15 protein-coding genes are annotated in these 22041 nt (G+C 66.6%); 6 read left to right on the forward strand and 9 right to left on the reverse strand.

Annotated features, from left to right (window positions below; all coding sequences use genetic code 11):
- Positions 1-6: 6 nt before the first annotated feature.
- The 3 genes from AAGA11_07720 to prfB form a co-directional block, all read right to left on the reverse strand.
- Entirely contained in the window at positions 7-1383 is a 1377-nt protein-coding gene (locus AAGA11_07720; GenBank protein ID MEM9602735.1) for an OmpA family protein, read from the reverse strand.
- Between the two features lie 272 nt (positions 1384-1655).
- Positions 1656-3146 carry a lysine--tRNA ligase gene (gene lysS, locus AAGA11_07725; protein ID MEM9602736.1) on the reverse strand — a complete coding sequence of 497 codons (1491 nt, stop codon included), beginning with the start codon at positions 3144-3146 and terminating at the stop codon, positions 1656-1658.
- A gap of 6 nt (positions 3147-3152) precedes the next feature.
- A protein-coding gene (prfB, locus tag AAGA11_07730; GenBank protein MEM9602737.1) for a peptide chain release factor 2 occupies positions 3153-4254 on the reverse strand; the annotation gives its coding sequence in 2 pieces (ribosomal slippage) (positions 3153-4178 and positions 4180-4254; 1101 coding nt in all).
- 216 nt (positions 4255-4470) lie between these two features.
- On the opposite strand from prfB, the gene AAGA11_07735 reads away from it, so the two are divergent.
- Positions 4471-5124, forward strand: coding sequence for an OmpA family protein (locus tag AAGA11_07735; GenBank protein ID MEM9602738.1), 654 nt, complete (start codon positions 4471-4473; stop codon positions 5122-5124).
- A 14-nt stretch (positions 5125-5138) separates the two neighbouring features.
- Here AAGA11_07735 and AAGA11_07740 read toward each other — a convergent pair whose 3' ends face one another.
- The 3 genes from AAGA11_07740 to AAGA11_07750 all read right to left on the reverse strand — a co-directional run bounded on the left by AAGA11_07740 (position 5139) and on the right by AAGA11_07750 (position 8942).
- On the reverse strand, positions 5139-6113 hold the full coding sequence (locus AAGA11_07740) for an alpha/beta hydrolase (GenBank protein MEM9602739.1): 975 nt from the start codon (positions 6111-6113) through the stop codon (positions 5139-5141).
- Between the two features lie 69 nt (positions 6114-6182).
- On the reverse strand, positions 6183-6749 hold the full coding sequence (locus AAGA11_07745; protein ID MEM9602740.1) for a prolyl-tRNA synthetase associated domain-containing protein: 567 nt from the start codon (positions 6747-6749) through the stop codon (positions 6183-6185).
- A 57-nt stretch (positions 6750-6806) separates the two neighbouring features.
- The gene (locus AAGA11_07750; GenBank protein ID MEM9602741.1) at positions 6807-8942 is read right to left on the reverse strand and encodes an FAD-dependent oxidoreductase; all 2136 of its coding nucleotides are present in this window, start codon (positions 8940-8942) and stop codon (positions 6807-6809) included.
- Positions 8943-9002: 60 nt separating this feature from the next.
- Between AAGA11_07750 and recJ the strand changes: the two genes are divergently transcribed.
- Positions 9003-10724 carry a single-stranded-DNA-specific exonuclease RecJ gene (gene recJ / locus AAGA11_07755; GenBank protein MEM9602742.1) on the forward strand — a complete coding sequence of 574 codons (1722 nt, stop codon included), beginning with the start codon at positions 9003-9005 and terminating at the stop codon, positions 10722-10724.
- 95 nt (positions 10725-10819) lie between these two features.
- Positions 10820-12406: a glycosyltransferase family 39 protein gene (locus AAGA11_07760; GenBank protein MEM9602743.1), complete on the forward strand. Its 1587-nt coding sequence runs from the start codon at positions 10820-10822 to the stop codon at positions 12404-12406.
- A gap of 1 nt (position 12407) precedes the next feature.
- On the opposite strand, the gene AAGA11_07765 is transcribed toward AAGA11_07760, so the two are convergent.
- Both AAGA11_07765 and AAGA11_07770 read right to left on the reverse strand, forming a co-directional pair.
- Positions 12408-15095 (reverse strand): diguanylate cyclase, encoded by a 2688-nt coding sequence (locus tag AAGA11_07765; protein MEM9602744.1) that lies wholly within the window; start codon positions 15093-15095, stop codon positions 12408-12410.
- 88 nt (positions 15096-15183) lie between these two features.
- Complete coding sequence (locus AAGA11_07770) at positions 15184-16326, reverse strand: 3-deoxy-7-phosphoheptulonate synthase (GenBank protein ID MEM9602745.1); 1143 nt, start codon at positions 16324-16326, stop codon at positions 15184-15186.
- A gap of 416 nt (positions 16327-16742) precedes the next feature.
- Between AAGA11_07770 and AAGA11_07775 the strand changes: the two genes are divergently transcribed.
- Together AAGA11_07775 and AAGA11_07780 are read left to right on the forward strand one after the other, a co-directional pair.
- Entirely contained in the window at positions 16743-18101 is a 1359-nt protein-coding gene (locus AAGA11_07775) for an aminotransferase (protein MEM9602746.1), read from the forward strand.
- A 170-nt stretch (positions 18102-18271) separates the two neighbouring features.
- Positions 18272-20080: a protein-disulfide reductase DsbD gene (locus AAGA11_07780; GenBank protein MEM9602747.1), complete on the forward strand. Its 1809-nt coding sequence runs from the start codon at positions 18272-18274 to the stop codon at positions 20078-20080.
- 203 nt (positions 20081-20283) lie between these two features.
- On the opposite strand, the gene AAGA11_07785 is transcribed toward AAGA11_07780, so the two are convergent.
- Positions 20284-20940 carry a histidine phosphatase family protein gene (locus tag AAGA11_07785; GenBank protein MEM9602748.1) on the reverse strand — a complete coding sequence of 219 codons (657 nt, stop codon included), beginning with the start codon at positions 20938-20940 and terminating at the stop codon, positions 20284-20286.
- A 102-nt stretch (positions 20941-21042) separates the two neighbouring features.
- Between AAGA11_07785 and AAGA11_07790 the strand changes: the two genes are divergently transcribed.
- Positions 21043-22032, forward strand: a complete 990-nt coding sequence (locus AAGA11_07790) for a GlxA family transcriptional regulator (protein MEM9602749.1) — start codon at positions 21043-21045, stop codon at positions 22030-22032.
- The last annotated feature ends 9 nt before the right edge of the window (positions 22033-22041 follow it).

A 22041-nucleotide genomic window follows, 5' to 3' on the forward strand; every position in this document is an offset into this window, starting at 1 on the left:
GCGCCCTCACTGACGCGGCTGCTCGATGGTGCGGAACTCGACGCGCCGGTTTCGACGCCGCCCCTCTTCCGTGGCGTTCTGAAATGCCGGCCGGGACTCGCCGTAGCCCACCGGCCGAAGCCGCGTCGAACTGATGCCGCCCTGGATCATGTACCGCACCACCGCCTCGGCACGGGCCTGTGACAGTTCGAGGTTGCCCCGCGCCGGCCCACGGTTGTCGGTGTGGGCTTGCACTTCGAGCAACACGGTCGGGTGCTTGAGCAACTCGAAGATGATCGCGTCAAGCACCGCGCGAGACGCACTGTCCAGGTCGGAGGAGCTGCTGGCGAAGTACAAGCCCTCAACCACACCCGCGAAGCTGCATCCCGCGTCGTCGACGACCTTGCCTGGCGGGGTGTCTGCACAGCGATCGATCTCGTTGACGACGCCATCACCGTCGCTGTCGAGCGGCGCGGGTTCGGTTTCGATCGCAGTGGCCTCCAGGGTATTCACCGGGTCCGCTGCGACCACAGCCGAAACCGCCCCGTCGGCAAGCGTCTCGCCCGCCTCGGCAGTCGGCTCGATGGCCAGGACACCGTCATCGGCCACCTCGCCGGCGTCCACACCGTCGACACCGTCGACACCGACGGCGACCACGGTCTCGTCGCCGCTCGTGCCCGGTGACAGATCGATTGCCGTGTCGTCCAGTCCGCCCTCTGACACCGCCCCATCACCGTCTGGCTCGGGCACGAGCACCGGTGTGTCGAGCGGGCTGGGGTTGTCATCCCGCGCCGTGCCGCGCTGCGATTTGAAGTAATCCACCGACGGCGGCGACGGGTCCGGCACGTCGCCGAATCGCTTGATCAGCCCGAGCGACACCAGCGCCGCGTCCTCGCCGTAGGCTTCGGCTTCGATGCGCCAGGTCACGCCGCCGGCTATCAGGCCGGAGACGCCGAGCCCGGCACTGACGTGAAAGTCGTCCGGCTCCTCGACGGTCACCGTGGCATCGGTGCTCAAGCTGCCCGCGCCCAGCTTGGCGTACACCGAGAGGCCGTCCCGGAAATAGCGGCCGAGGCTCGACCCGTTGTTGTAGAGGTGCATGACCAGCTGCGCCCCGAACACCTGGTAGGTGATCTCGTCACTCGCCCCGATCTCAACCGCACCGAGGTCCGCTGCGTAGGCCTCGAGGGACAGACGGTGCGTGAGATCACGCCCGATCACCACTTTGCCGCCCTCGGACTGGTCTTCCGTCAGGGTCAACCCGGTGCCGGCGAGGTCGGGGTCCATCTGACTGGTGCCGCCCGCCAGGCCGATGTACCACCGGCCGTGGAAGGTCTCGTCGGACGCCTGCACGGCAGTGCCCAGTGCCAGGGCCATCGAGGCAACCAGAAGTCGGAGTTTCATTGCACACCCACGTTTCGAATTGACGCTGTCCCGCACGACGCCGACGGGCGCTCGCGCGGTGCCGCGGACACGCAGCGCTGTCCGATGCTGTCCGAAATATAGGCAATCAAAGTCGAATCCGCTGCGCGGCGGGCAAATTCGCCGGACAGGGAGATCGCTCAAAGCCGGCCACGGTGGTGGGGTATGCCGCCTTCGGCACGCCGTGCCAACACACGGGGTGCGCGTTTCAGGTCAGGCAACCACCGGGATTGCAGGGCCGAGCAGCGGGTTGATCACTCCGGGCGCATGTGCGGGAAGAGGATCACATCGCGGATCGATGCAGCATCCGTCAACAGCATGACCAGCCGGTCGACGCCTATGCCAAGCCCTGCGTTGGGCGGCAACCCGTATTCGAGGGCACGCACGTAGTCGGCATCGAAATACATCGCCTCCTCGTCGCCGCGGTCCTGGCGATCGACCTGATCGCGAAAACGCTCGGCCTGGTCCTCGGCGTCGTTGAGTTCGGAGAAGCCGTTGGCAATCTCGCGGCCGGTGATGAACAGCTCGAAGCGGTCGGTCAGTGCAGGGTTGCTGTCGGAGCGCCGCGAGAGTGGCGACACTTCGATGGGGTGCTGAGTGATGAACGTCGGTTGGCGCAGCTGGTCCTCGACGGTCTCTTCGAAGGCGACGAGCTGCAGTTCACCGAGGCTGGCCCCGGCCTCGGCGCTCAGCTTGCGGTCGCTCAGCCAGGCGGCAAGGCGTGCGGGGTCGTCCACGGTGTCATCGTCGAGGTCCGCGTTGAACGCGACGACGGCGTCGCGCATGGTCATGCGTGCGAACGGCTCGCCGAAGTCCACGGTCTCCCCCTGGTAGGTCACACGGGTCTCGCCGCACACCGTGCGCGCGATGTCGCGCAACATGGCCTCGGTCATGTCCATGTAGTCGACGTAGTCAACGTAGGCTTCGTTGCACTCCATCATCGTGAATTCGGGGTTGTGGCGGGTTGAGAGGCCCTCGTTGCGAAACACCCGGTTGAGTTCGAACACCCGGTCGAAGCCACCCACCAGCGCCCGCTTGATCGGCAGTTCCTGCGCGACGCGCAGGTAGAGGTCACGGTCGAGCGCGTTGTGGTGTGTGATGAACGGCTTCGCGGTCGCGCCGCCAGGGATCACCTGCATCATCGGCGATTCGATTTCGAGGTAATCCCGTTCGACCAGAAATCGCCGCATCGCGTCGATGGTTGCCGCGCGCTTCTTGAAGGTGTCGCGGGATTTTTCCGTGACGATCAGGTCGACGTAGCGCTGGCGGTAGCGCAACTCCTGATCGGTCATGCCGTGAAATTTTTCCGGCAGCGGCCGCAACGACTTGGTCAGCAGCGAGAGCGCGGCGACACGCACCGAGAGTTCGCCCTTCTGCGTGACGAACAAGGTGCCTGTTGCACCGACGATGTCACCGACATCGAGCGTTTTGAACGCCGCGTACGCCGCCTCACCGATGCGGTCGCGTTGCACGAAGAGCTGAATGCGTCCGGTGGTGTCCTGCACGCTGGCAAAACTCGCCTTGCCCATCACGCGCTTGGCCATCATGCGGCCGGCGACAGCGACCTCGACCGTGTTGTCAGCGAACCAGGCGGCATCGTGCGACGCACAGTCCGACTGCAGCTGGCCCGCCTCGTGTGTGCGCCTGAAGTCGTTCGGAAACGGGTTGCCCGCCTTGCGCAAGGCGGCCAGCTTCTGCCGACGCTGCGCGATCAGTTGGTTCTCGTCCTGCGGGGAATCTGTCATGCCAGCTTATTCCAGCCCTGCTTTGAGGCTGGCCTCGATGAAGGGGTCCAGGTTGCCGTCGAGTACGCTCTGGGTTGAGCTGATCTCGACGCCGGTGCGCAGATCCTTGATACGGGATTGGTCCAGTACATAGGACCGGATCTGGTTGCCCCAGCCGACATCCGATTTGGCATCTTCGATCACCTGCGCTTCACCACGGCGTTTTTGCAACTCCAACTCGTACAACTTCGCCTTGAGCTGCTTCATCGCCTGGTCTTTGTTCTTGTGCTGCGACCGGTCGTTCTGGCACTGCACCACCACGCCTGACGGGTTGTGGGTGATGCGTACCGCCGATTCGGTGCGGTTGACGTGCTGCCCGCCCGCGCCGGATGCGCGGTACACGTCGATACGCAAATCCGCCGGGTTGATGTCAACTTCGATGTTGTCGTCGATCTCGGGTGACACGAAGACCGCGGCGAAGGACGTGTGGCGCCGGTTGCCGGAATCGAAGGGCGACTTGCGCACCAGGCGGTGAACGCCCAACTCGGTGCGCAGCCAGCCGTAGGCGTATTCGCCATCCACCTGCACGGTCGCCGACTTGATACCCGCCACGTCGCCCGGTGAGCACTCCATGAGTTGCGCCTTGAAGCCGCGGCGCTCCGCCCAACGCAAATACATGCGCAACAGCATCTCGGCCCAATCCTGGGCCTCGGTCCCGCCCGCACCGGCCTGGATATCGAGGAAGCAGTTGTTGCCGTCCTGCTCGCCGCTGAACATCCGACGGAATTCGAGGCCACTGACGCGCGAGGCGAACTGCTCGACGTCCGCTGCGACCGAGTCCAGTGTGTCCTGGTCAGCCTCCTCGCGTGCGAGGTCGAGCAGCTCCGTGGCGTCGGCCAGGCCGTCACGCAGGCTGTCTAGGGTGTCCACCACCGCCTCCAGCGAGGCGCGCTCGCGCCCGAGCGACTGGGCCCGGTCCGGGTCGTTCCAGACGTCAGGCTGCTCGAGCTCCCGCAGCACTTCCTCTAGCTGTTCGCGCTTGTCGGCGTAGTCAAAGGTACCCCCTCAGCGCTTCACAACGCTCCTGGAGGTCGACGATCTGGTTGCGCACCGGGTTGATATCGAGCATTGCGGGGACCGCGTTCCAAAACCCCCCAGCATACGACAAATCGGCCCATTTCTCACCACCGAACACCACCCTGTGGGCCGGTGGGGCCCACGCGATACCGCGGCATTTGCCGCATTGCAATGGCGGCATTGACCTGCAGCGCGCTACCGTTGAACCTAGAGCCGCGCCCGCCACTCTACTAGAGTGCACCGTTTGTATTGCGAAGGAGACCCTCCCATGAAACACGCCATCGCCGCCATCTGCCTCGGATCCCTGCTCGTCGGATGCGCGACCGAGGGGGGGCTCTCCAAAACCCAGACCGGTGCCGTGATCGGGGCGGTCCTCGGTGCCGCCGCTGGCAACCAAACCGGCGACAGCAGCAAGGAGCGGCGGAAGGACCGGCTCGTGGGCGCAGTGCTCGGGGCCGCAGCCGGGGCCGGCGTCGGCCGGGTGCTCGATCAACAGGAAGCCGAGCTGAACCAGGCACTCGAGGATGAGCGCGTTGCCCGACAGGTGGAAGTGCAGCGCGTGCGCGAAGACCTGCTGCGCCTGACGCTCGACAGCGAGGTGTCCTTCGATTTCGACAGCGCGGACATCAAACCGGCGTTCAGCAACAGCCTGGACAAGGTTGCCGACGTGCTGCTCAAATACACCGAAAGCCAGGTCCGCATCGTTGGCCACACCGACTCGATCGGCAGTGAGAGCTACAACCAGGTGCTCTCGGAGCGGCGTGCCGCAGCGGTCGAGCGCTACCTGGTGTCGGCGGGTGTCAACCCGACACGCCTGAGCAGCAGCGGCGCGGGCGAGTCTCAGCCGCGTGAAGCCAACGACACCGAAGCGGGCCGCCAGCTCAACCGACGGGTCGAAATCTTCATTGCCCCGAACGCCTGACCACGTCGCAGGAGTCAGCGGGCGAGGAAATCGACAAGCAAGGCGCTGACCTCGTCAGGCCGCTCCTGCTGAGTCCAGTGCCCGCACCCGGCGAGCGTGTGACACTGCACCTGGGGCACCGCCTTTTGCATGCGGTTGAATTCCCCGCCGAAACGGGGAACCGGGTCGCAGTCACCGGCGATGAACAAGGCCGGCTGGCGCACGGGCACACCCGCAAGCGACCGTGACATCGCCCAGGTCGTGTCGAGATTGCGGTAGTAGCTCAGCGGCCCACGCAAGCCAACGCGTTCGAATTCGGTGACGTAGACGTCGAACTCGGCCTGTGAAAGCCACGCTGGAAGCCGCCCCGGGTCGGCCATCACGTCAAGCAATTTCGCGCTCGGGGGGTGGGCCCGGGTGTCGAATCCACGCGGGTTTTCGCCGCAGCAACTGAACAGGAAGCTGCGGAGAAACCGGGGCACGTCCGGCTCGATTTCCGCTTCGGCGACGCCGGGCGTCTGAAAGTACTGCATGTAGAAGAAGCAATCGGCAAAGAGCCGCTTGAACCCCTCAGTGGGCGGACGCGGCGGCTGCCCGCCGTAGGGCACGCTCAGTGCGGCCACCCGTTGAACGCGCTCCGGAAAGCGCAAGGCCGTGTACCACGCCGTCGGCGCTCCCCAATCGTGACCTGCCACGTCGAACCGCGTGTATCCCAGCGCCGTGGCAATCGCCGCCACATCGTCGCTGAGGGCAATCTGGTTGGTCCGCGACACGTCCGCGGGCACGTCGGTTTGGCCGTAGCCCGGCATGTCGAGGGCGACCGCCCGGATCCCGGCGTGTGCCAGAGGCTGAAGTTGGTGACGCCAGGAAAACCAGGATTCCGGAAAGCCGTGCAACAGCAGGACAAGAGGCGCTGCGGCATCGCTGTCCGCGTGCTCCACGAGGTGGTAGTGCACATCCTGTATGCGCAGTGATCGGTGGAAGACCTTGCCCGAGCTCCCTGCCGCCATACCGACTGCTCCCGTTGCTGTTGCGGTGATACGCCCTCGCCTGCCTGCCCCACTGGTCCTGCCGGGCGGTCAGTGCACCTCGTCCGCGTCGAAGTCGAGCACCGTCGCCTCGTGCTGCCACGCGTCCAGCGCGGCGAGGAGATCGGCAGTGCGCATGCGCGTGCTGTGGGTGTTGCGGCACGGGTGCAACCAGATCCACTCGTGCGCGAGCACCTGCTTGTCGATCACCACACGCACCAGACCGCCGTGGTCGTTGATTGCGGCCAGTGGTGTGACCGAGCCCGGCACGACACCGAGGTACCGTGCCATGCGCTCGGAACTGGCAAACGCCAACTGCCCCCCGGGAACCGCCAGGCGATCACGCAAGGCCTTGAGGTCCAGCTGCCGGTCCTGCTCCAGCACGACCAGAAACATGCGCCCTTTCTTGTTGCGCAGAAACAGGTTCTTCGTGTGCGCGCCAGGCAGGCCATAGTCGACCTGCTTGGCATCGTCGACGGTGTAGAGCGGTCCGTGCTCGAGCGTGTGGGTCTCGAAACCCAGCACGGTCAGGGCTGCGATGACCGCATCGGCAGTTGCGGGAGGCGCACCGGATTCAAGCTGCAGCGCCTCGGGGTCGGGTCGGTCGGAATGCGCCATCGGGCTCGCAGGACAACGGAATCGGGCCCGCAGTGTATCGGGCCCGCGCGCGTCCCGTCACCCGCGTCTCCAGGCGTGGTACTTGGCCACCCACTCGAGCAGCTTGGTGGGTTGGTTAGCGCGCCGCCATTCGCCAGCGACGTATTTGTTGGCCTCGGCCAGTGTCGGGTAGATGTGAATCGTCCCCAGGACCTTGTTCAACCCGAGCTTGTGCTTCATCGCCAGAACGTACTCGGCAATCAAGTCACCGGCGTGCTCACCGACAATCGTGACGCCGAGAATGGTGTCCTTGCCCGGCACGGTCAGCACCTTGACGAAACCGTGCGCCTCGCCATCGGCGATGGCGCGGTCGAGGTCGTCGATGCCGAAGGTGGTGACCTCGTGCGCGATGCCCTGCTCCTTGGCCTCGAGCTCGTTCAGCCCGACGCGTGCCACCTCGGGTTCGGTAAAGGTGGCCCAGGGAATGACCCGGTAGTCGACCTTGAACGACTTGAATGTGCCGAACAGCCCGTTGACCGCGGCATACCACGCCTGGTGCGCCGCGGTGTGAGTGAACTGGTACGGGCCGGCGACGTCACCGACCGCGTAGATGTTCGGAAAATTCGTGCGCAGGTTGGCGTCCACGTCAACGGTGCCGCGCGGTGTGAGTTTCACGCCGACGTCCTCGAGGCCGAAGCCCGCAGTGCGCGCCTTGCGCCCGACGGCGACGAGGATGTCGTCGAAGGGCACGGTGATCTGCTCGCCGTTCCGCTCACACACAAGGACCTTCTCGCCGTCGGTGAGGCGCGCTTCGGTCGCACGGGTGTCGGTGAGCACCGTCACGCCGTCGCGCTTGAAGCTCGCCTCGACCAACGCCGAGATTTCCTCGTCCTCACGGATCATGATCCGTGGCAGCATTTCGACCTGGGTGACCTCGGAACCGAGCCGAGCGAACGACTGGGTGAGTTCGCTGCCGATCGGACCGCCGCCGAGCACCACCAGTCGACGGGGCAGCTCGGTCAGGTTCCAGATGGTGTCAGAGGTCACGTAACCGGTCTGATCCAGACCCGGGATCGGCGGCACGAAAGGCTCCGCGCCCGACGCGATCACGATGCTGCGCGCGGACAGCAAGGTGCCGTCGATGTCGACATGCCAGGGCGAGACCAGCTTCGCGCTGCCCTGCATGACGTCGACGCCGAGGCCGGTGTAGCGCTCGACCGAGTCGTGTGGCTCGATGCGCTCGATGACCTTGTGCACGCGCTGCATGACCGACGCGAAATCCACGTCGGGGTCGACCTCGGACAGGCCAAATTCGGCGTTGCGCGAGAGCAACTTGCGCTGTTTGGCCGACCGGATCAGCGCTTTCGACGGCACGCAGCCGAAATTCAGGCAGTCCCCGCCCATCTTGTGCTTCTCGACCAGGGTCACTTTGGCCTTCACCGCAGCGGCGATGTAGGCGGACACCAGGCCGCCCGAGCCCGCGCCGATGACAACCATGTCTCGATCGAAGGTCGCGGGCTTGTCCCACCCCTCGTACACCTTGCGGGCCTTCACCAGATCCACCGCCTTCTTGGCGATCAACGGGAACACACCGAGCAGTGCAAAAGACAGCAGCAGGCCGGGTGAGAGGATGCCGGCCGGCGACTCGATGGAGGCGAGTTGCGTACCGGCGTTCACGAACACGAAGGTCCCCGGCAACATGGCAAGCTGACTGACGAGGTAGAACACCCCGGTGGCGATGCCGGTGAGGCCCATGGCGAGGTTGATCAACCAGAACGGGAACAAGGGCACCAGCCGCAGGGTCACCAGGTAGAAGGGCCCGTCGGCGGCAATGCCGTCATTGATCGGCTTGAGCTGATCGCCGAAGCGGGCCTGCACCGTGTCGCGCAGGACGTGGCGCGAGACGAGAAACGCAAGCGTCGCTCCGATGCTCGAGGCAAACGACACCAACAACAGGCCCTTCCACAAGCCGAACAGGGCGCCGCCGAGCAGGGTCAGGACCGCCGCACCGGGTAGGGACAAGGCCGTCACCGCCACGTAGACGAGGAAGAAGACGCCGAAGCCCGTCCAGGGTCGTGCCGCCACCCAGTCTTGCAACGCAGCCTGTTTCGATTTGATATAGTCAAATTCGAAGTACTGCCCCAGGTCCAGAACAAAATACGCCACTGCCAATGCGGCAATGACGACGGCTATGGCAATTTTCTTGGTGTTCATGTCGCCTCTGACTCAGTCCGCCGAAGGCCGTTCCAGCCCTCGCATTTGTACGTATACGCTGTGACAATCGCCCGCATCCTGCGCCGAGAAACACCGGCTGCGACGAACGTCGAACTGCACCCCAATGCCGTGCTGAACCGGGTGTTTGCCGCGCGTGGCATCACCGACCCGACCGACCTCGACCCCTCGCTCGGCTTGCTGCTGCCGCCCGACAGCCTCGGCGATATCGGCAAGGCCACCGCTCGCCTGCGCGAGGCCCTCGAGCGCGGTGAGTCCATCACCGTGGTCGGCGACTTCGACGCGGACGGCGCGACCAGCACCGCGCTTGCAGTGTCTGCCTTGGGTGCCATGGGCGCCCGACAGGTCCACTACCTGATCCCGACCCGCACGACCGACGGCTACGGCCTGTCACCCAGCCTGGTCGACAGCGCTGCCGCTTCAGGTTCGACGCTGATAGTGACTGTAGACAATGGCATCGCCGCGCACCGAGGAATCGAGCGCGCGAGCAGCGTCGACGTGGACGTGATCGTCACGGACCACCACCTGCCGGGCGACGAATTGCCGGAAGCCTTCGCGACCGTCAACCCCAATGTGCAGACCGACCGGTTCCCGAGCAAGCACCTGGCGGGGGTCGGAGTCACGTTTTACGTCATGGTTGCGCTGCGCAGCGAGCTGCGCCGCGTCGGGTGGTTCGACAACCGCGGCATCCCCTGCCCGAGGCTCGCCGATTGGCTGGACCTGGTCGCCGTCGGTACCGTCGCCGATCTCGTTCCCCTCGACAGCAACAACCGGCGCCTGGTCGAGCAGGGTCTCAGGCGCATCCGCGCGGGACAGTGCCGCCCGGGGATCAGCGCGTTGATCGCCTTCGGTCGGCGCCCGCAAACCGATGTGGTCGCGAGCGATCTGGCTTTCAGCGTCGCGCCGCGGTTGAACGCCGCCGGGCGCCTCGACGACATGGCCCACGGCGTCGACTGCCTGCTGGCGGTTGACGACGCCACCGCGCGGGAGCTCGCGCAAACGCTGGATAACCTCAACCAGGAGCGTCGCGTCATCGAATCACAGATGCGTGACAGCGCCGACCTCGCGGTGCAGAAACTGACTGCCTCCGGCAAGACCCTGCCCGCGGCGCTCAGCCTGCACCACCCGGACTGGCACCCCGGTGTGGTCGGCATCCTCGCCGGACGGATCAAGGACCGCCACCACCGCCCGACTGTCGCCTTTGCCGCAGCCGACCACGGCAAGTTGGTCGGTTCGGCGCGCTCGGTGCCAGAGCTGCATATACGCGATACGATCGCGGAAATCGCCCACGCCAACCCGGATCTGATCGAGCGTTTCGGTGGGCACGCGATGGCCGCCGGCCTGACCATCTCGGCGGCACGCCTCGGCACTTTCGAAGCCCTGTTCGCCGACGTCTGCGCACAGCACCTTGGCGACAAGGCCGACGTCAAGACCGTGATGTCCGATGGACCCCTGGCGGCCGATGATTTCAGCCTCGAGCTCGCGCGGTTGCTGCGCTTTGCGGCGCCCTGGGGCCAAGCCTTTGCCGAGCCGCAATTCGACGGCGAGTTCACGGTGCTGCGCAGCCGAGTGGTGGGCGAGCGACACCTGCAGCTCGAACTGCAAGGCGCCCACGGCGGCGGTGGACATTCGGCCATCGCCTTCGGCCAGGCGGCGCTGCGCGGTGCGACACAGGTCCGCCTGGTCTATCGGCTCGAAATCAACCATTGGCGCGGCCGGGACAGCGTGCAACTCAACGTGCTGCACATCGAGGTGATGGCGTGAGCGCCACGCTGTCGACGTCGCGGCGCACTGCGGGGCCGAGGCGGGTCCGTGGTACCCTCCGGCGCGCTGTCGCCCCCTGCGCCTGACCGACAACCATGTGGAACCCAACCGTCCGAGAAAGCCTGTATCTGGTCATCCTCGCTGCGTTGTGTTTCACCCTCCAACTCGGCTCGGCGCCGCTTTTCGATGGCGACGAGGGTCGCGCCGCCGTGTCGAGCTGGTCGATGTGGCAGTCCGGCGACTTTCTCGCACCGCGCGCCGACGGCGAGGTGCTCATGCACCAGCCGCCGTTGTTTTTCTGGGTTCAGGCCCTGAGCAGCGCGATGTTTGGCCTGGACGAACCGGGCTTCCGCCTGCCGTCCTCGCTGGCTGCCAGCGTCTGGATGCTGGTGCTGTACGCCTTCTGTCGCACACGCATGGGCGTCAGCAGTGCGCGAGCCGTGGCAATGTTCATGGCGGCCAGCATCGCCGTATCGATCATCGGACGCTCTGCCACACCCCATGCGATGATGAATCTGTGGGTCACCCTTGCACTGCTCGACGCCTACCGCTGGACCGAGCGCGCGAGACCTGCGCTGGTGTACCGCGTCTTTCTGTGGATGGGCCTCGGGGTGCTCACCCAGGGCATCGCGGCCGTGTTGATTCCGTTGCTCGCAATCAGTGCGTACCTGATGGCGAGCCGCCGAACGGCCGATGCCCGCACGCTGGCGACCAACGGCTTCGGTTGGTTGGTGCTGCTCGCCCTGACGGCGCCCTGGTTTGCCGCGATGGGGCTGCGACACGGGAGTGCGTTCTGGACCGGCTTCTTCGTCGACCAGTGGGGCGGGCTCTTCCCCGAGGGCACCTCGCCGACAACGAGTTCGCCGATTGAATTCCTCAGCACACTGCCCCTGGTGGTTGTGCCCTTCAGTGTCCTTGCCCTGGTGGCCCTGTGGCGCGCTGGCCAGAGTTGGCAGAACCCACTGCACCGCTTCTCGTTGATCTGGCTCGGCACCGTGCTTGTGGTGTTTTCCATTCCGGGCGCCGAATTGCCGCACCAGTTGTTGCTGGGCAGTTCGCCGTTGTTCATCCTCATGGCGCGCTTTCGCGAAACCGTGCGAAACCGCTGGCTGCTGCTCGCACCGCTGGTGGGGTTCGCCGCTGTCGCCGCGGTGTGGCCGATCGTGCAACGGTACCGCGAACTCGACCCGCTGGACCCGTTTCGCAACCAGACCATTACCTACGCCATCGACACCTTCTCATCCCCCTTCTACGTTGTCGGCGCACTGCTCTTTCTCGCCCTCTCGCTCGCGCTGTGCGCGGCACGGCGCCTGCACAGCAGCGAGGCCCTGCTCGCCGCCGGCTTCCTGCAGGCCTGGTTCGTCGGGCTCTGCCTGCTGCCGACCATCGCCGACTCGCGCCAGTTGCCGGTCAAGGAGGCGGGGCGACTGGCGGCGGAGCGCCAGTTCGACGTTGTCACCTGGGCAACGCGATCGCCGAGCTTCAGTGTGTACCGAGGCACGCTGACGCCGAACCGCGTGCCGCGCGCTGGCGAGTGGGTGTTCACGCGGGAGGGCCGCTTGCCCCTGGACGGCGCCGAGATTGCCTACCGGCGCGGCGGCTATATTCTCATGCGACCGTCGGACGCCGTGCTGCCGCAGCCGGACGCAGACACCTCGGGCTCCGACACCACCGACCCGTGATTCAACCGGGTTCGAGCGCGACCCAGTCGGGGGTGCTGACCGCGGCGCCGCCGGCCATCGCCACCCGCAGTGCACGCAATCCGGCCAGTTGCGTGGCGTCGTCGAGGTTGACCACGGACACCGCCAGGCCGTCGTCGAGGGCGCGCTGCACCGCCGTACCCCAGCGGCGCCGCTCGGCCTCCTCCGCGAGCGCGATGCCTGCCGCCGCCGCATCAAGTTGCAGGCCCGTGAGGTGCTCGCAGCGGAAATCGAGCGCCGCGTCGGAGGCCACCACGCCGCAACCCCAGCGCACCAATCGGCCCAGGTCGGCTGCGACGGCCCGCCCCAGAGCGGACGCGGGCGCCTCGAGCACGAGCTTGTTGGCCACACCCGACACTTCGAGCCGGCGTGCCACGTCGTCGAGCGAGCTGGGGTCGGCAAACAGGGCGCCGGAGAGCACGATCTGCAAGCGCGCCAGGGCACCCAGCTCTGAGGTGTTTGCCCGCAGCCAGTCCAGGCAGCGCGCGATGGTCTCGCGGTCCGCGGCCGCCGACGCGGAAGGGTACATAGCGAGTGCCGAGGCAAAGCCAGCCAGTGGCAAGGCACCGCCGGGGTTCGGACAGAGCAACACGCGCTGGTGGTCGCCGGACAGCGGGCGCTGCAGTGGCAGAAGCAGTTCGCGTAACAGCCCCACCCGAGCCGGGACCCCAAGGTCCGAGTCCGAAGCGGCTTCGCGCTCACGCGCGCCCTGCCGCGCCGGTTCGTACAGCGCGATGCGCCCACGCCCGGCCGCCTTGGCCTCGTAGCAGGCCATATCGGCCGCCCGCATGACCTCAGCCCGGTCGCCGCTGCGGGCGGTCAGGGCCACCACGCCGACACTGGCGCCGACACGGTACGTCGCGCCCTCCCAGTCCAGCCGGTAATCCTGCGCCGCGTCACGCAGTTGCGTCGCCAGGCGCTCAGCTCGATCGAGATCGCAGTTGTATATCAAGACACCAAACTCATCGCCCCCGAGTCGCCCGACACAGTCCGACTGCCGCAGGCACTCGACGAAACGCGCGCCGAGCGCCTGCAACACCGTGTCGCCCGCCTGGTGACCGGCATTGTCGTTTACATGCTTGAAGTGATCGAGGTCAATGAAGCACAGGGCGTGGGACGCATCGGAGGCTTTGGCCCCGGCCAGCGCAGCTTCCAGTACGCGGTCGAATTCTCGCCGGTTGACCAGCCCGGTCAGCGCATCGTGGGTTGCGTGGTAATGCACCTGGTCCGCCAACTCGCGATCCCGCGTGATGTCCCGGCCGACGCCACGAAAACCGTTGAAGCGGCCAGCCGAGTCGGAAATCGGGTGACAACTGTGCACGAGAATGCGTTTCTCGCCCTGCCCGCGTGTCCAGTGGTACTCGAAATCGAGCTGCGACTGGTGGGCCCGCAGCGCAGCGAGGTGGCGCACCCAGGCCGCCGAGCTCGGTTGCGGAATGTAGCGGTTGTGAAAGCCCTCGATGCTCAAGCCGATCACGTCGTCCGCCCGTATACCGAACACCGATTCGAATCGGTCGGACAGATAGACGAAACTCAGGTTGGCATCGAGCTCGAAGAAGTAGTCGGCGGCGCTCTCGGCGAAATCGTGGAACCGCTCGCGGTCGGCCGTCAGCGAGGTGAGCCGGCGCACAACCGGAGTCTGATCACTGAGGTACACCGCAAGGCAGGTTTGACCCTGAACCGGCAGTTGCGCGGCGGTCAGCGAGAGCTCGAGCGCGAGACCGTCGCCGCGTTGCCACCGACAGTGCACGGCACGGCGCTGACCCGCGACCGCCTCGAGCCGACGCCGAATGGCGTCCGGGAAAACCAGGTGCGCGCACGCCGCCTCCGGGTTGGCAAAGCCAAGCAGCCGCGCCGCAGCGGCGCTCGCCCGCACGACACGTGCACCGGCGAGCAGCACGACGCCGGTCGGTGCCGCGTCCAGCAGCGCACTGGCGATATCGCTGTGCGTGTCCACCGTCGGCGTCGGCACGACCGGCACCGCCGAACGCGCAGGTTGCGGCGCGGCGCGGGCAACGGCACCGGGTTGCGCAGCACTGTGCGGCAACAACCACAGGGCCGCCCGCCGGCGGTGCCACCGAATGGGCAGCCGCCAGAGCGAGAGACAGTGCCGGTCTGACTGAGCGTGCTGCGGCGGCGGCGCGACGACGCCCTCGCGGCGATTCAACCAGGCGCGCCAGCCGGAAGACTCGCGCAGGCCGCGCTCGACGTCCCGCACACCGCCGTGCCGGGCCAGCCAATCGCGCGCCCAGGCGTCGCCGTGCAGGACACGGTCCTCGGCGACGACCGCACTTCCGCCAATGTGAGACCCGACATCCTGCAGGTGAGCGCTGGCGAGGAAACCGAGCACCTCGCGTGCAGCGACCACGGCGATCTCAATGCCGTCGCCATCGCGGGTGCGCGCGTGAACCATCCAGGCGCCCGCGCGTCCGTTGGCCACCAGGGGCATGGCACTGCTGACACCGTCGTGCAGCACCAAACGCTGCGTGGCCTCCCAGAACGCGGCACGCGACGCCCGCAGCAGGTCGGTGTCACGCCGCCCGATCACGCCGGCCGGTTCGCGGGCACCGAGCAGCTCCGCGTACGCCGGACTGCACGCGCGGTAGACGAGTGCGCGGTCCTTGCTCGCGGTGATGGCTGTCGTCGGTGGCTTGAACCCAGTGTCTGTCACGTCGCCGTGCCCTGATCTCCCGGTGTCCGGCCATCGTCCCGACACAGCTCAGCCGTCACGGGCGCATCGGACACTCCGACCCGCGAGATTACGCGCTTTGCGGTGACAGCGTTGTGGGCGGGTTCACACCGCGCGACGGTTCGAGTGCGCTGTCCCGCACCCGGGCCCGGCGCACGGCGGCGGCCAGGCCGGCGAGCGCCTCGGCCGTCTCGTCGAAACCGAGGCACTCATCGGTGATCGACACCCCGGGCGCCAACGCCCCGTCCGGGCCCACCGTCTGGCGGCCGTGCTGCAACTGGCTCTCGAGCATGATGCCGTTCGGTGGCTGATCGCCTTGATCGATCTGCAACACCACCGAGGACACCACGTCGAGTTGGTTGCGGGCTACCTTGCCACTGTTGCCGTGGCTGCAATCCACCAGTACGGCGTCGGTCACACCACGGGCAGCCAGCGCGGCGCGCGCGGCGTGTTGGTCTGCCGACGCGTAGTTGGGCCCGGGTTCCCCGCCACGCAGCACCAGCGCCGCGTCGCCGTTGCCAGACACAAACCGACACGCAGCGCGGCCGTCTTCGTCCAGGCCGAGCACCCACTGCGGTTCCGCAATCGACACGGCCGCATCGGCCGCGAGCGCCACGGACCCGCACACCGCGTTCTTGACGCCGACCGGGCACCCCACCGCGGCCGCCATCTGCCGGTGCGTCTGCGAGGTGACCGTGCGCGCGCCGATGGACGTGAAACTCAACAGGTCGTCGACGTAGGGCAAGACAAAGGGGTCGAGGCTCTCGGTGGCAACACCCACGCCACGCTGCGTCACCCCAAGCATGAGTCGACGGCTCTCTTCGAGGCCGTCGTCCGGACCCCGCGACCCGTCGAGTGCCGGGTCGACAGCGAGCCCGCGCCAGCCGACCGTGGTGCGCGGTTTCTCGATGTAGACCCGCATCAGCACCAGCAGCGCATCGTCGAGCGAGTGTGCGAGCGTGGCGAGGCGGTCGGCGTAGTCGAGGGCTTCGTCGACCCGGTGCACCGAGCACGGGCCCACGATGGCGAGCAGGCGTGGGTCCCGCCCACGCAGCACGTTGACGGTGGACGTTCGCGTGCGCGAAACGAACAGGCGGTCGGCCTGGCTGAGCGCGTGTCGGGATTTGACCGCGTGGGGGGACGGCAGCGGTCGAACCGCCGCGTCAGGGCCGTGCGGCCCAGGGCCGGCATCACGTTGGGGTGTGGACTGCATGGGTGTTTCTCCGTGCTGGTCGCCAGCGGAGTGTCATGCAGTGGTGCGGTGTCCGGTGGCGGTGGGTGAGTCTCGCCGTCGGACAAAGCCGGTCAGGCGGTAGACCAGTACGCGAAATAAAAAAAGCCCGGCCACGCACGCACAGCTGCGCCGGGTGCAGAAAGCACACGGCGGGGGGCGAGAGCAGCGGCCAATGATTTCACGTCGGGTTCCGAGGTGGGACACCGCGAGCGGGTGCCTGCGGTTGACCGGATTCTAGCACCGCGCACCTGCCGTGCAAACGCAGCCGAGGCGATCGGTGGCACACCGGGCATCCGCCGCGTCATTCGCCGCGGTCGCTGACAGACACAAAGCCGTGCCCCCGCGAACTGCCGGTGGCATCATGCCGGGCCTACCCCGCACCTGGACGCCGACCCATGAGCACCTTGCACGCACTCGACCAGCGCCATGTCATCCACCCGTACACCAACCTCGCTGCGCACCGCGACACCGGCGCCATGGTGCTTTGCAAGGGCGACGGGGTGTATGTGTTCGACGACCAGGGCAACCGCTTCATCGAAGGCATGGCGGGCCTGTGGTGCGCCTCGCTCGGCTACAGCGAGTCGCGCCTGGCGGAGGCCGCGGCCCGGCAGTTCGCCGAACTGCCGTTCTCTCACCTGTTTGCACACCGTGCCACGCCGCCAGCGATCGAACTCGCCGCCGCGTTGGCCCGCATCACGCCGCCGGGGTTGGACCGCGTGTTCACCGTCAACTCCGGTTCCGAAGCGGTGGACGCGGCCATCAAAATGGTCTGGTTCTACAACAACGCCCTAAATCGGCCGCACAAGAAGAAGTTCCTGGCGCGCCACCGCGCGTACCACGGTGTCACCGTGGCGGCGGGCAGCCTGACCGGTCTGCCCTACGTGCACGACGGATTCGACCTGCCCAGCGGTGCCATGGTGACGCACCTCACCACGCCGCACCACTACCGCTACGCCGAGCCCGGTGAGTCCGAGGCCGCGTTCACCGATCGCCTGGTGGACGAACTGCGCTCGACCATCGAGCGCGAAGGCGCAGACACCATCGCCGCTTTCATCGCCGAGCCGGTCATGGGCGCCGGCGGTGTGCTGATTCCGCCCCAGGGCTACTTCGAGAAAATGCAAGCCGTGCTCAGGGAGCACGATATCCTGTGCATCAGTGACGAGGTCATCAACGGTTTCGGTCGAACCGGCGAGATGTTCGGCTGCACGCGCTTCGGCTACCAGCCCGACATCATCACGTGCGCCAAACAGTTGAGTTCGGCCTACATCCCGATCGGCGCGGTCGTGGCGGCGGACCATGTCTACAACGCGCTGGCCGAGTACAGCGGCGCGCTGGGCATGTTTGGCACGGGCAACACGTACGGCGGTCACCCGGTGTCCTGTGCCGTCGCGCTGGAAACGCTCAAGATCTACGAGGAACGCGACATCGTCACGACAGTCAAGGCACGCGAGCCGCACTTCCTCGCCCACCTGGCAACACTCGCCGACCACCCGCTGGTCGGCGATGCACGCGGCGTCGGTCTGATCGGTGCGGTGGAACTGGTGCAGGACAAGGCCAGCAAGTCCCAGTACCCGCCCGCGCGGAAAGTGGCCGCGGCTGTTGCCGGTGCCTGCGTGAGGCACGGCCTGATCCTGCGGCCCACCCCGGGTGACGCCGTCGCACTGTGCCCTCCGCTGATCATCACCGATGCCGAGCTCGACGCGGTCTTTGCCGCGTTGCGTGCGGCGCTCGACGACGTCGCGGCGACCCTCTGAGCCATGTACCGGGGTGCGGTGCACCGACTCTGGTGCCCCACTCGACCCGTGTCTGCGCCTCGCGACGGTGGAACGCTATCTGCTCGGCGGAGGGAACCCCGCGCGATGGTGTGGCTCCTACACTCCACACCGTGCGTGCCAACACGACTTCGCCCCCGAGGACACCCACCATGGTTCTGGGCCTGCGGATACCCACCGCTCTCATTCTGCTTCTGACCGTTGCGTTCTCGATCGGGAGCGCCCGTGCGCTCAGTCTTTTCGGCGGGCAGGACGAGCTGATGGACCCGAACGACGCGTTCGAGATCGGTCCGGTAGACGCCGACACGAACAGCGTCTTGCTCAGCATCACGGCCGCTGAGGGGTACTTTCTCTACCGCGACAAGTTCCGTTTCACCTCGCAAACCGACGGCGTCGTGCTCGGTGTGCCGACGATCCCACCGGGCAAGGTGAAGCAGGACGAGTTCTTCGGCCTGGTCGAAACCCACCGTGGGCAGGTCGACATCTCCATCCCGTTGTTGGCCAACACCGCTGGCGCACGCCGCGTCGAATTGGTGGTGGGCAACCAGGGGTGCGCCGATATCGGTGTGTGTTTTCCACCCCAGGAACGCACCATCAGCGTGTCCCTGCCCGCTGGCGCGGGCTCGGGCGGCTCGGGCGCACCGGAGGGGGCACCGCGCGCCGCTGTCGAGCCGATCCCGCTGAGCGAGCAGGATGCCCTCGCTGCACGGCTGCAGCACAACGCACTGTTGCCCACCGTCGCGCTGTTTTTCGCCCTCGGCGTGTTGCTCGCTTTCACGCCGTGCGTGTTTCCGATGATTCCGATTCTCTCGGGCATCATCGCCGGCCAGGGCGAGTCGATCACGACCCGGCGCGCCTTCGGCCTGTCGTCGGTGTACGTGCTCGCCATGGCCCTGACCTACGCCGCCGTCGGCGTTTTGGTGGGCCTGTCGGGCAACAACATCCAGGCCGTGTTCCAGGCCCCCTGGGTCATAGTCGCGTTCGCCGCACTGTACGTGGCGCTCAGCCTCTCGATGTTCGGGCTCTACGAGTTGCAGCTGCCGAGCGCACTGCAAACCCGACTGACCGCGCTGAGCGAAAACCAGCAACGCGGCACCCACGCCGGGGTTGCAGTCATGGGTGTGCTGTCCGCGCTGATCGTCGGTCCCTGCATCACGGCGCCGCTGGTCGGTATCTTGATCTACATCAGCAGCACCGGGGATGCGCTGGTGGGCGGCCTGACGCTGTTCGCGCTTGCGCTGGGCATGGGGGCACCCCTTTTGGTGATCGGCACCTCCGCCGGCCAGTGGCTTCCGAAAGCCGGCGCGTGGATGAACACGGTCAAGGCCGCCTTTGGCGTGCTCTTGCTGGCCATGGCCATCTGGATGATCGACCGGACTGTCCCGCCCCAGGTCACGCTCGCGCTGGCGGGCGTGCTCGCGGTGTGCAGCGGGGTGTACCTCGGTGCCTTCGACGCGGCGGAACGGGGGTGGCAAAAACTGGCCAAGGGGGCCGGGCTGGTTGCCGCCCTGATCGGCAGCCTGTGGTTGATCGGTGCGGCCACCGGCACGGGCCGCCTGACCGCGCCGCTCGCGCACTTCGGCGCGTCACCGGCCGCTAACGCGGCGCACGTCGACTTTGCACCGGTCGATTCCCTGGACGAGCTGCATGCGGCACTCGAGCGTGCCGGCACCCGCCAGACCATCCTCGATTTCTACGCCGACTGGTGCGTGAGCTGCAAGGAAATGGAGGCATTCACCTTCTCCGACCCCAGTGTTGCCAGCCGCATGCGCGAGTTCCAGCTGTTGCAGGCCGACGTCACAGCCAACAACAGTGAACACCAGGCGCTGCTCAAATCACTGGGGTTGTTCGGACCGCCCGCAATCGTGTTTTTTGACGAGCGCGGTGATGAGCGGCAGGGCACACGGGTTGTCGGGTTCCAGAATGCCGAGCGTTTTCTCGCACACCTGAACCGGCTCTGACACCGCACTGCACACCCCCGACCTCTGCTGGCCAGTGCGCGCGCCTGTGTTGGTGCGGGGGCCCGCACCTTTGAAAGAAATCGAGAGGCGCCTTCCCTGGCAGGCCACCGACACACACAGGTGCGTGTCAGCGCTAGGGCATCCGTGCCCTGAACCTCTCTGTCTGGTCACATTCAAGATGCGCACCAAACCGCGCCTTGAGCTCAAGATGAGGTGACTTCCCCGTCACACAGCGCGTCGCCACCCGGGTGGTGAGCGACAAACCGCAGCGCACCGTCAGGACGCTGCACGACTACGAAACGGGCACAGTTCTGCGCCTGGGGCCCGGACCAGAGGGCGGACAACGGCAAACCCGCGGCGACGCAGTACACCGCCTTTATCAGCGCACCGTGACTGATCACCAGCACGCGTTGCCCCGGCTGAGCGGCCGCGATGGTGGACAACGCCGAGCACCCTCGGTGTTGCAGCTCCGCCACGGTTTCGGCCCCCTCGAGCGCGAAACGCTCTGGCGCGTTGAGAAAGTGATCGAATGCCCTGGGCCAGACCCGCGTGACCTCGGTCCTGAGCTTTCGCTGCCAGGGCCCGAGGTGTATTTCACGCAGCGCATCACGGAACACCGGCTTGCAGGGTCGCCCCGCCAGCACGCCATCGAGGGTCTGCCGGGTCCGCACGCTGGAGCTGCAGTACACCGCGTCGTAGTGCGCGATGTCGAGCTGCGTGCCCAGGGCCGCGGCCTGCGCGAGTCCGCGTGCCGACAAACGCGATTCCGCCTGTCCCTGCACACGCCCGGCCGCATTCCATTCGGTTTCACCATGGCGCACCAGGTGAAATTCGGTTTCAGGCGGGGCCTGCTCGGTCATCTCGGCGCACCACGGCGGGGGGTTGGTGTCACATTGTCCGGTATAATTTGCACAGGTACCAACCGGCGCACCGCGCCGCGGATGCAGAGCAGGAGGATGGCAGTGCCCGGTTCACCCGTGCCTCAACGCGATGGCCAACCCCACCGTGTCGCCGTGATACTGGTGCCCGAGTTTTCCCTGATGGCATTCAGTTGCTCGACCGAGCCGCTGCGGTCGGCCAACCGGATGACCGGCCGCGATCTCTACGAATGGCGTGTGTTCACGCTCGACGGCGCGCCCGCCCGCAGCAGCAGTGGGATCGAAATTGCCAGCCACGGCGCACCCGACCTCGGCTGGCCGGACACGGTGTTGGTCTGCGGTGGGCTCGATCTCAACCGCAGCCTCTGTGAACCCTACCACCGCCTGATGCACCGCTTTGCCAACCGTGGTATCCGCATCGGCGGCGTGAGTACCGGCGGCTATCTGTTGGCGAGCTCGGGCCTGCTCGACGGGTACCGTTGCACTTTGCACTGGGAGTACATCGCGAGCTTCGCCGAGGATTTCCCGAACCTCGACATCACCGATCAGCTGTACGTGATCGACCGCAACCGCATGACGAGTTCCGGTGGTACCGCCGCGATGGACATGATGCTCGCCCTGATCGCCGGCGAGCACGGCGAGGACATCGCCACCCTGGTCGCGAGCCAGTTCATTCACGAGCGTGCACGCACAGGGTCCGAGCACCAGCGCATTGCCGAGGACACGCTGAATGCGCGACAGTCACAGAAAATGGCGGACGCGATCGCGTTGATGCGCGAAAACATGGAATCCCCGCTCACGCCGCGCGAGCTCGCCGAGCGGGTGAACCTGTCGTTGCGCCAGCTCGAGCGGCTGTTCCGAAAATACAAGGACGATACGCCGCAACACTACTACCTGCGCCAGCGGCTCGAACAGGCCCACCGCTACATCATCCAGACCGGCATGCCGCTGATCGAGGTCGCCGTCGCCGTCGGTTTCGTGTCGCAGTCCCATTTCACCAAGTGCTACCGTGATCTCTACGGACAGACCCCGTTGCAGAACCGACGCATGCACGATCAGCAACACCCGGGCTGACACCACGCC

The organism is Pseudomonadota bacterium (assembly GCA_039196715.1).
Classification (GTDB): domain Bacteria; phylum Pseudomonadota; class Gammaproteobacteria; order CALCKW01; family CALCKW01; genus CALCKW01.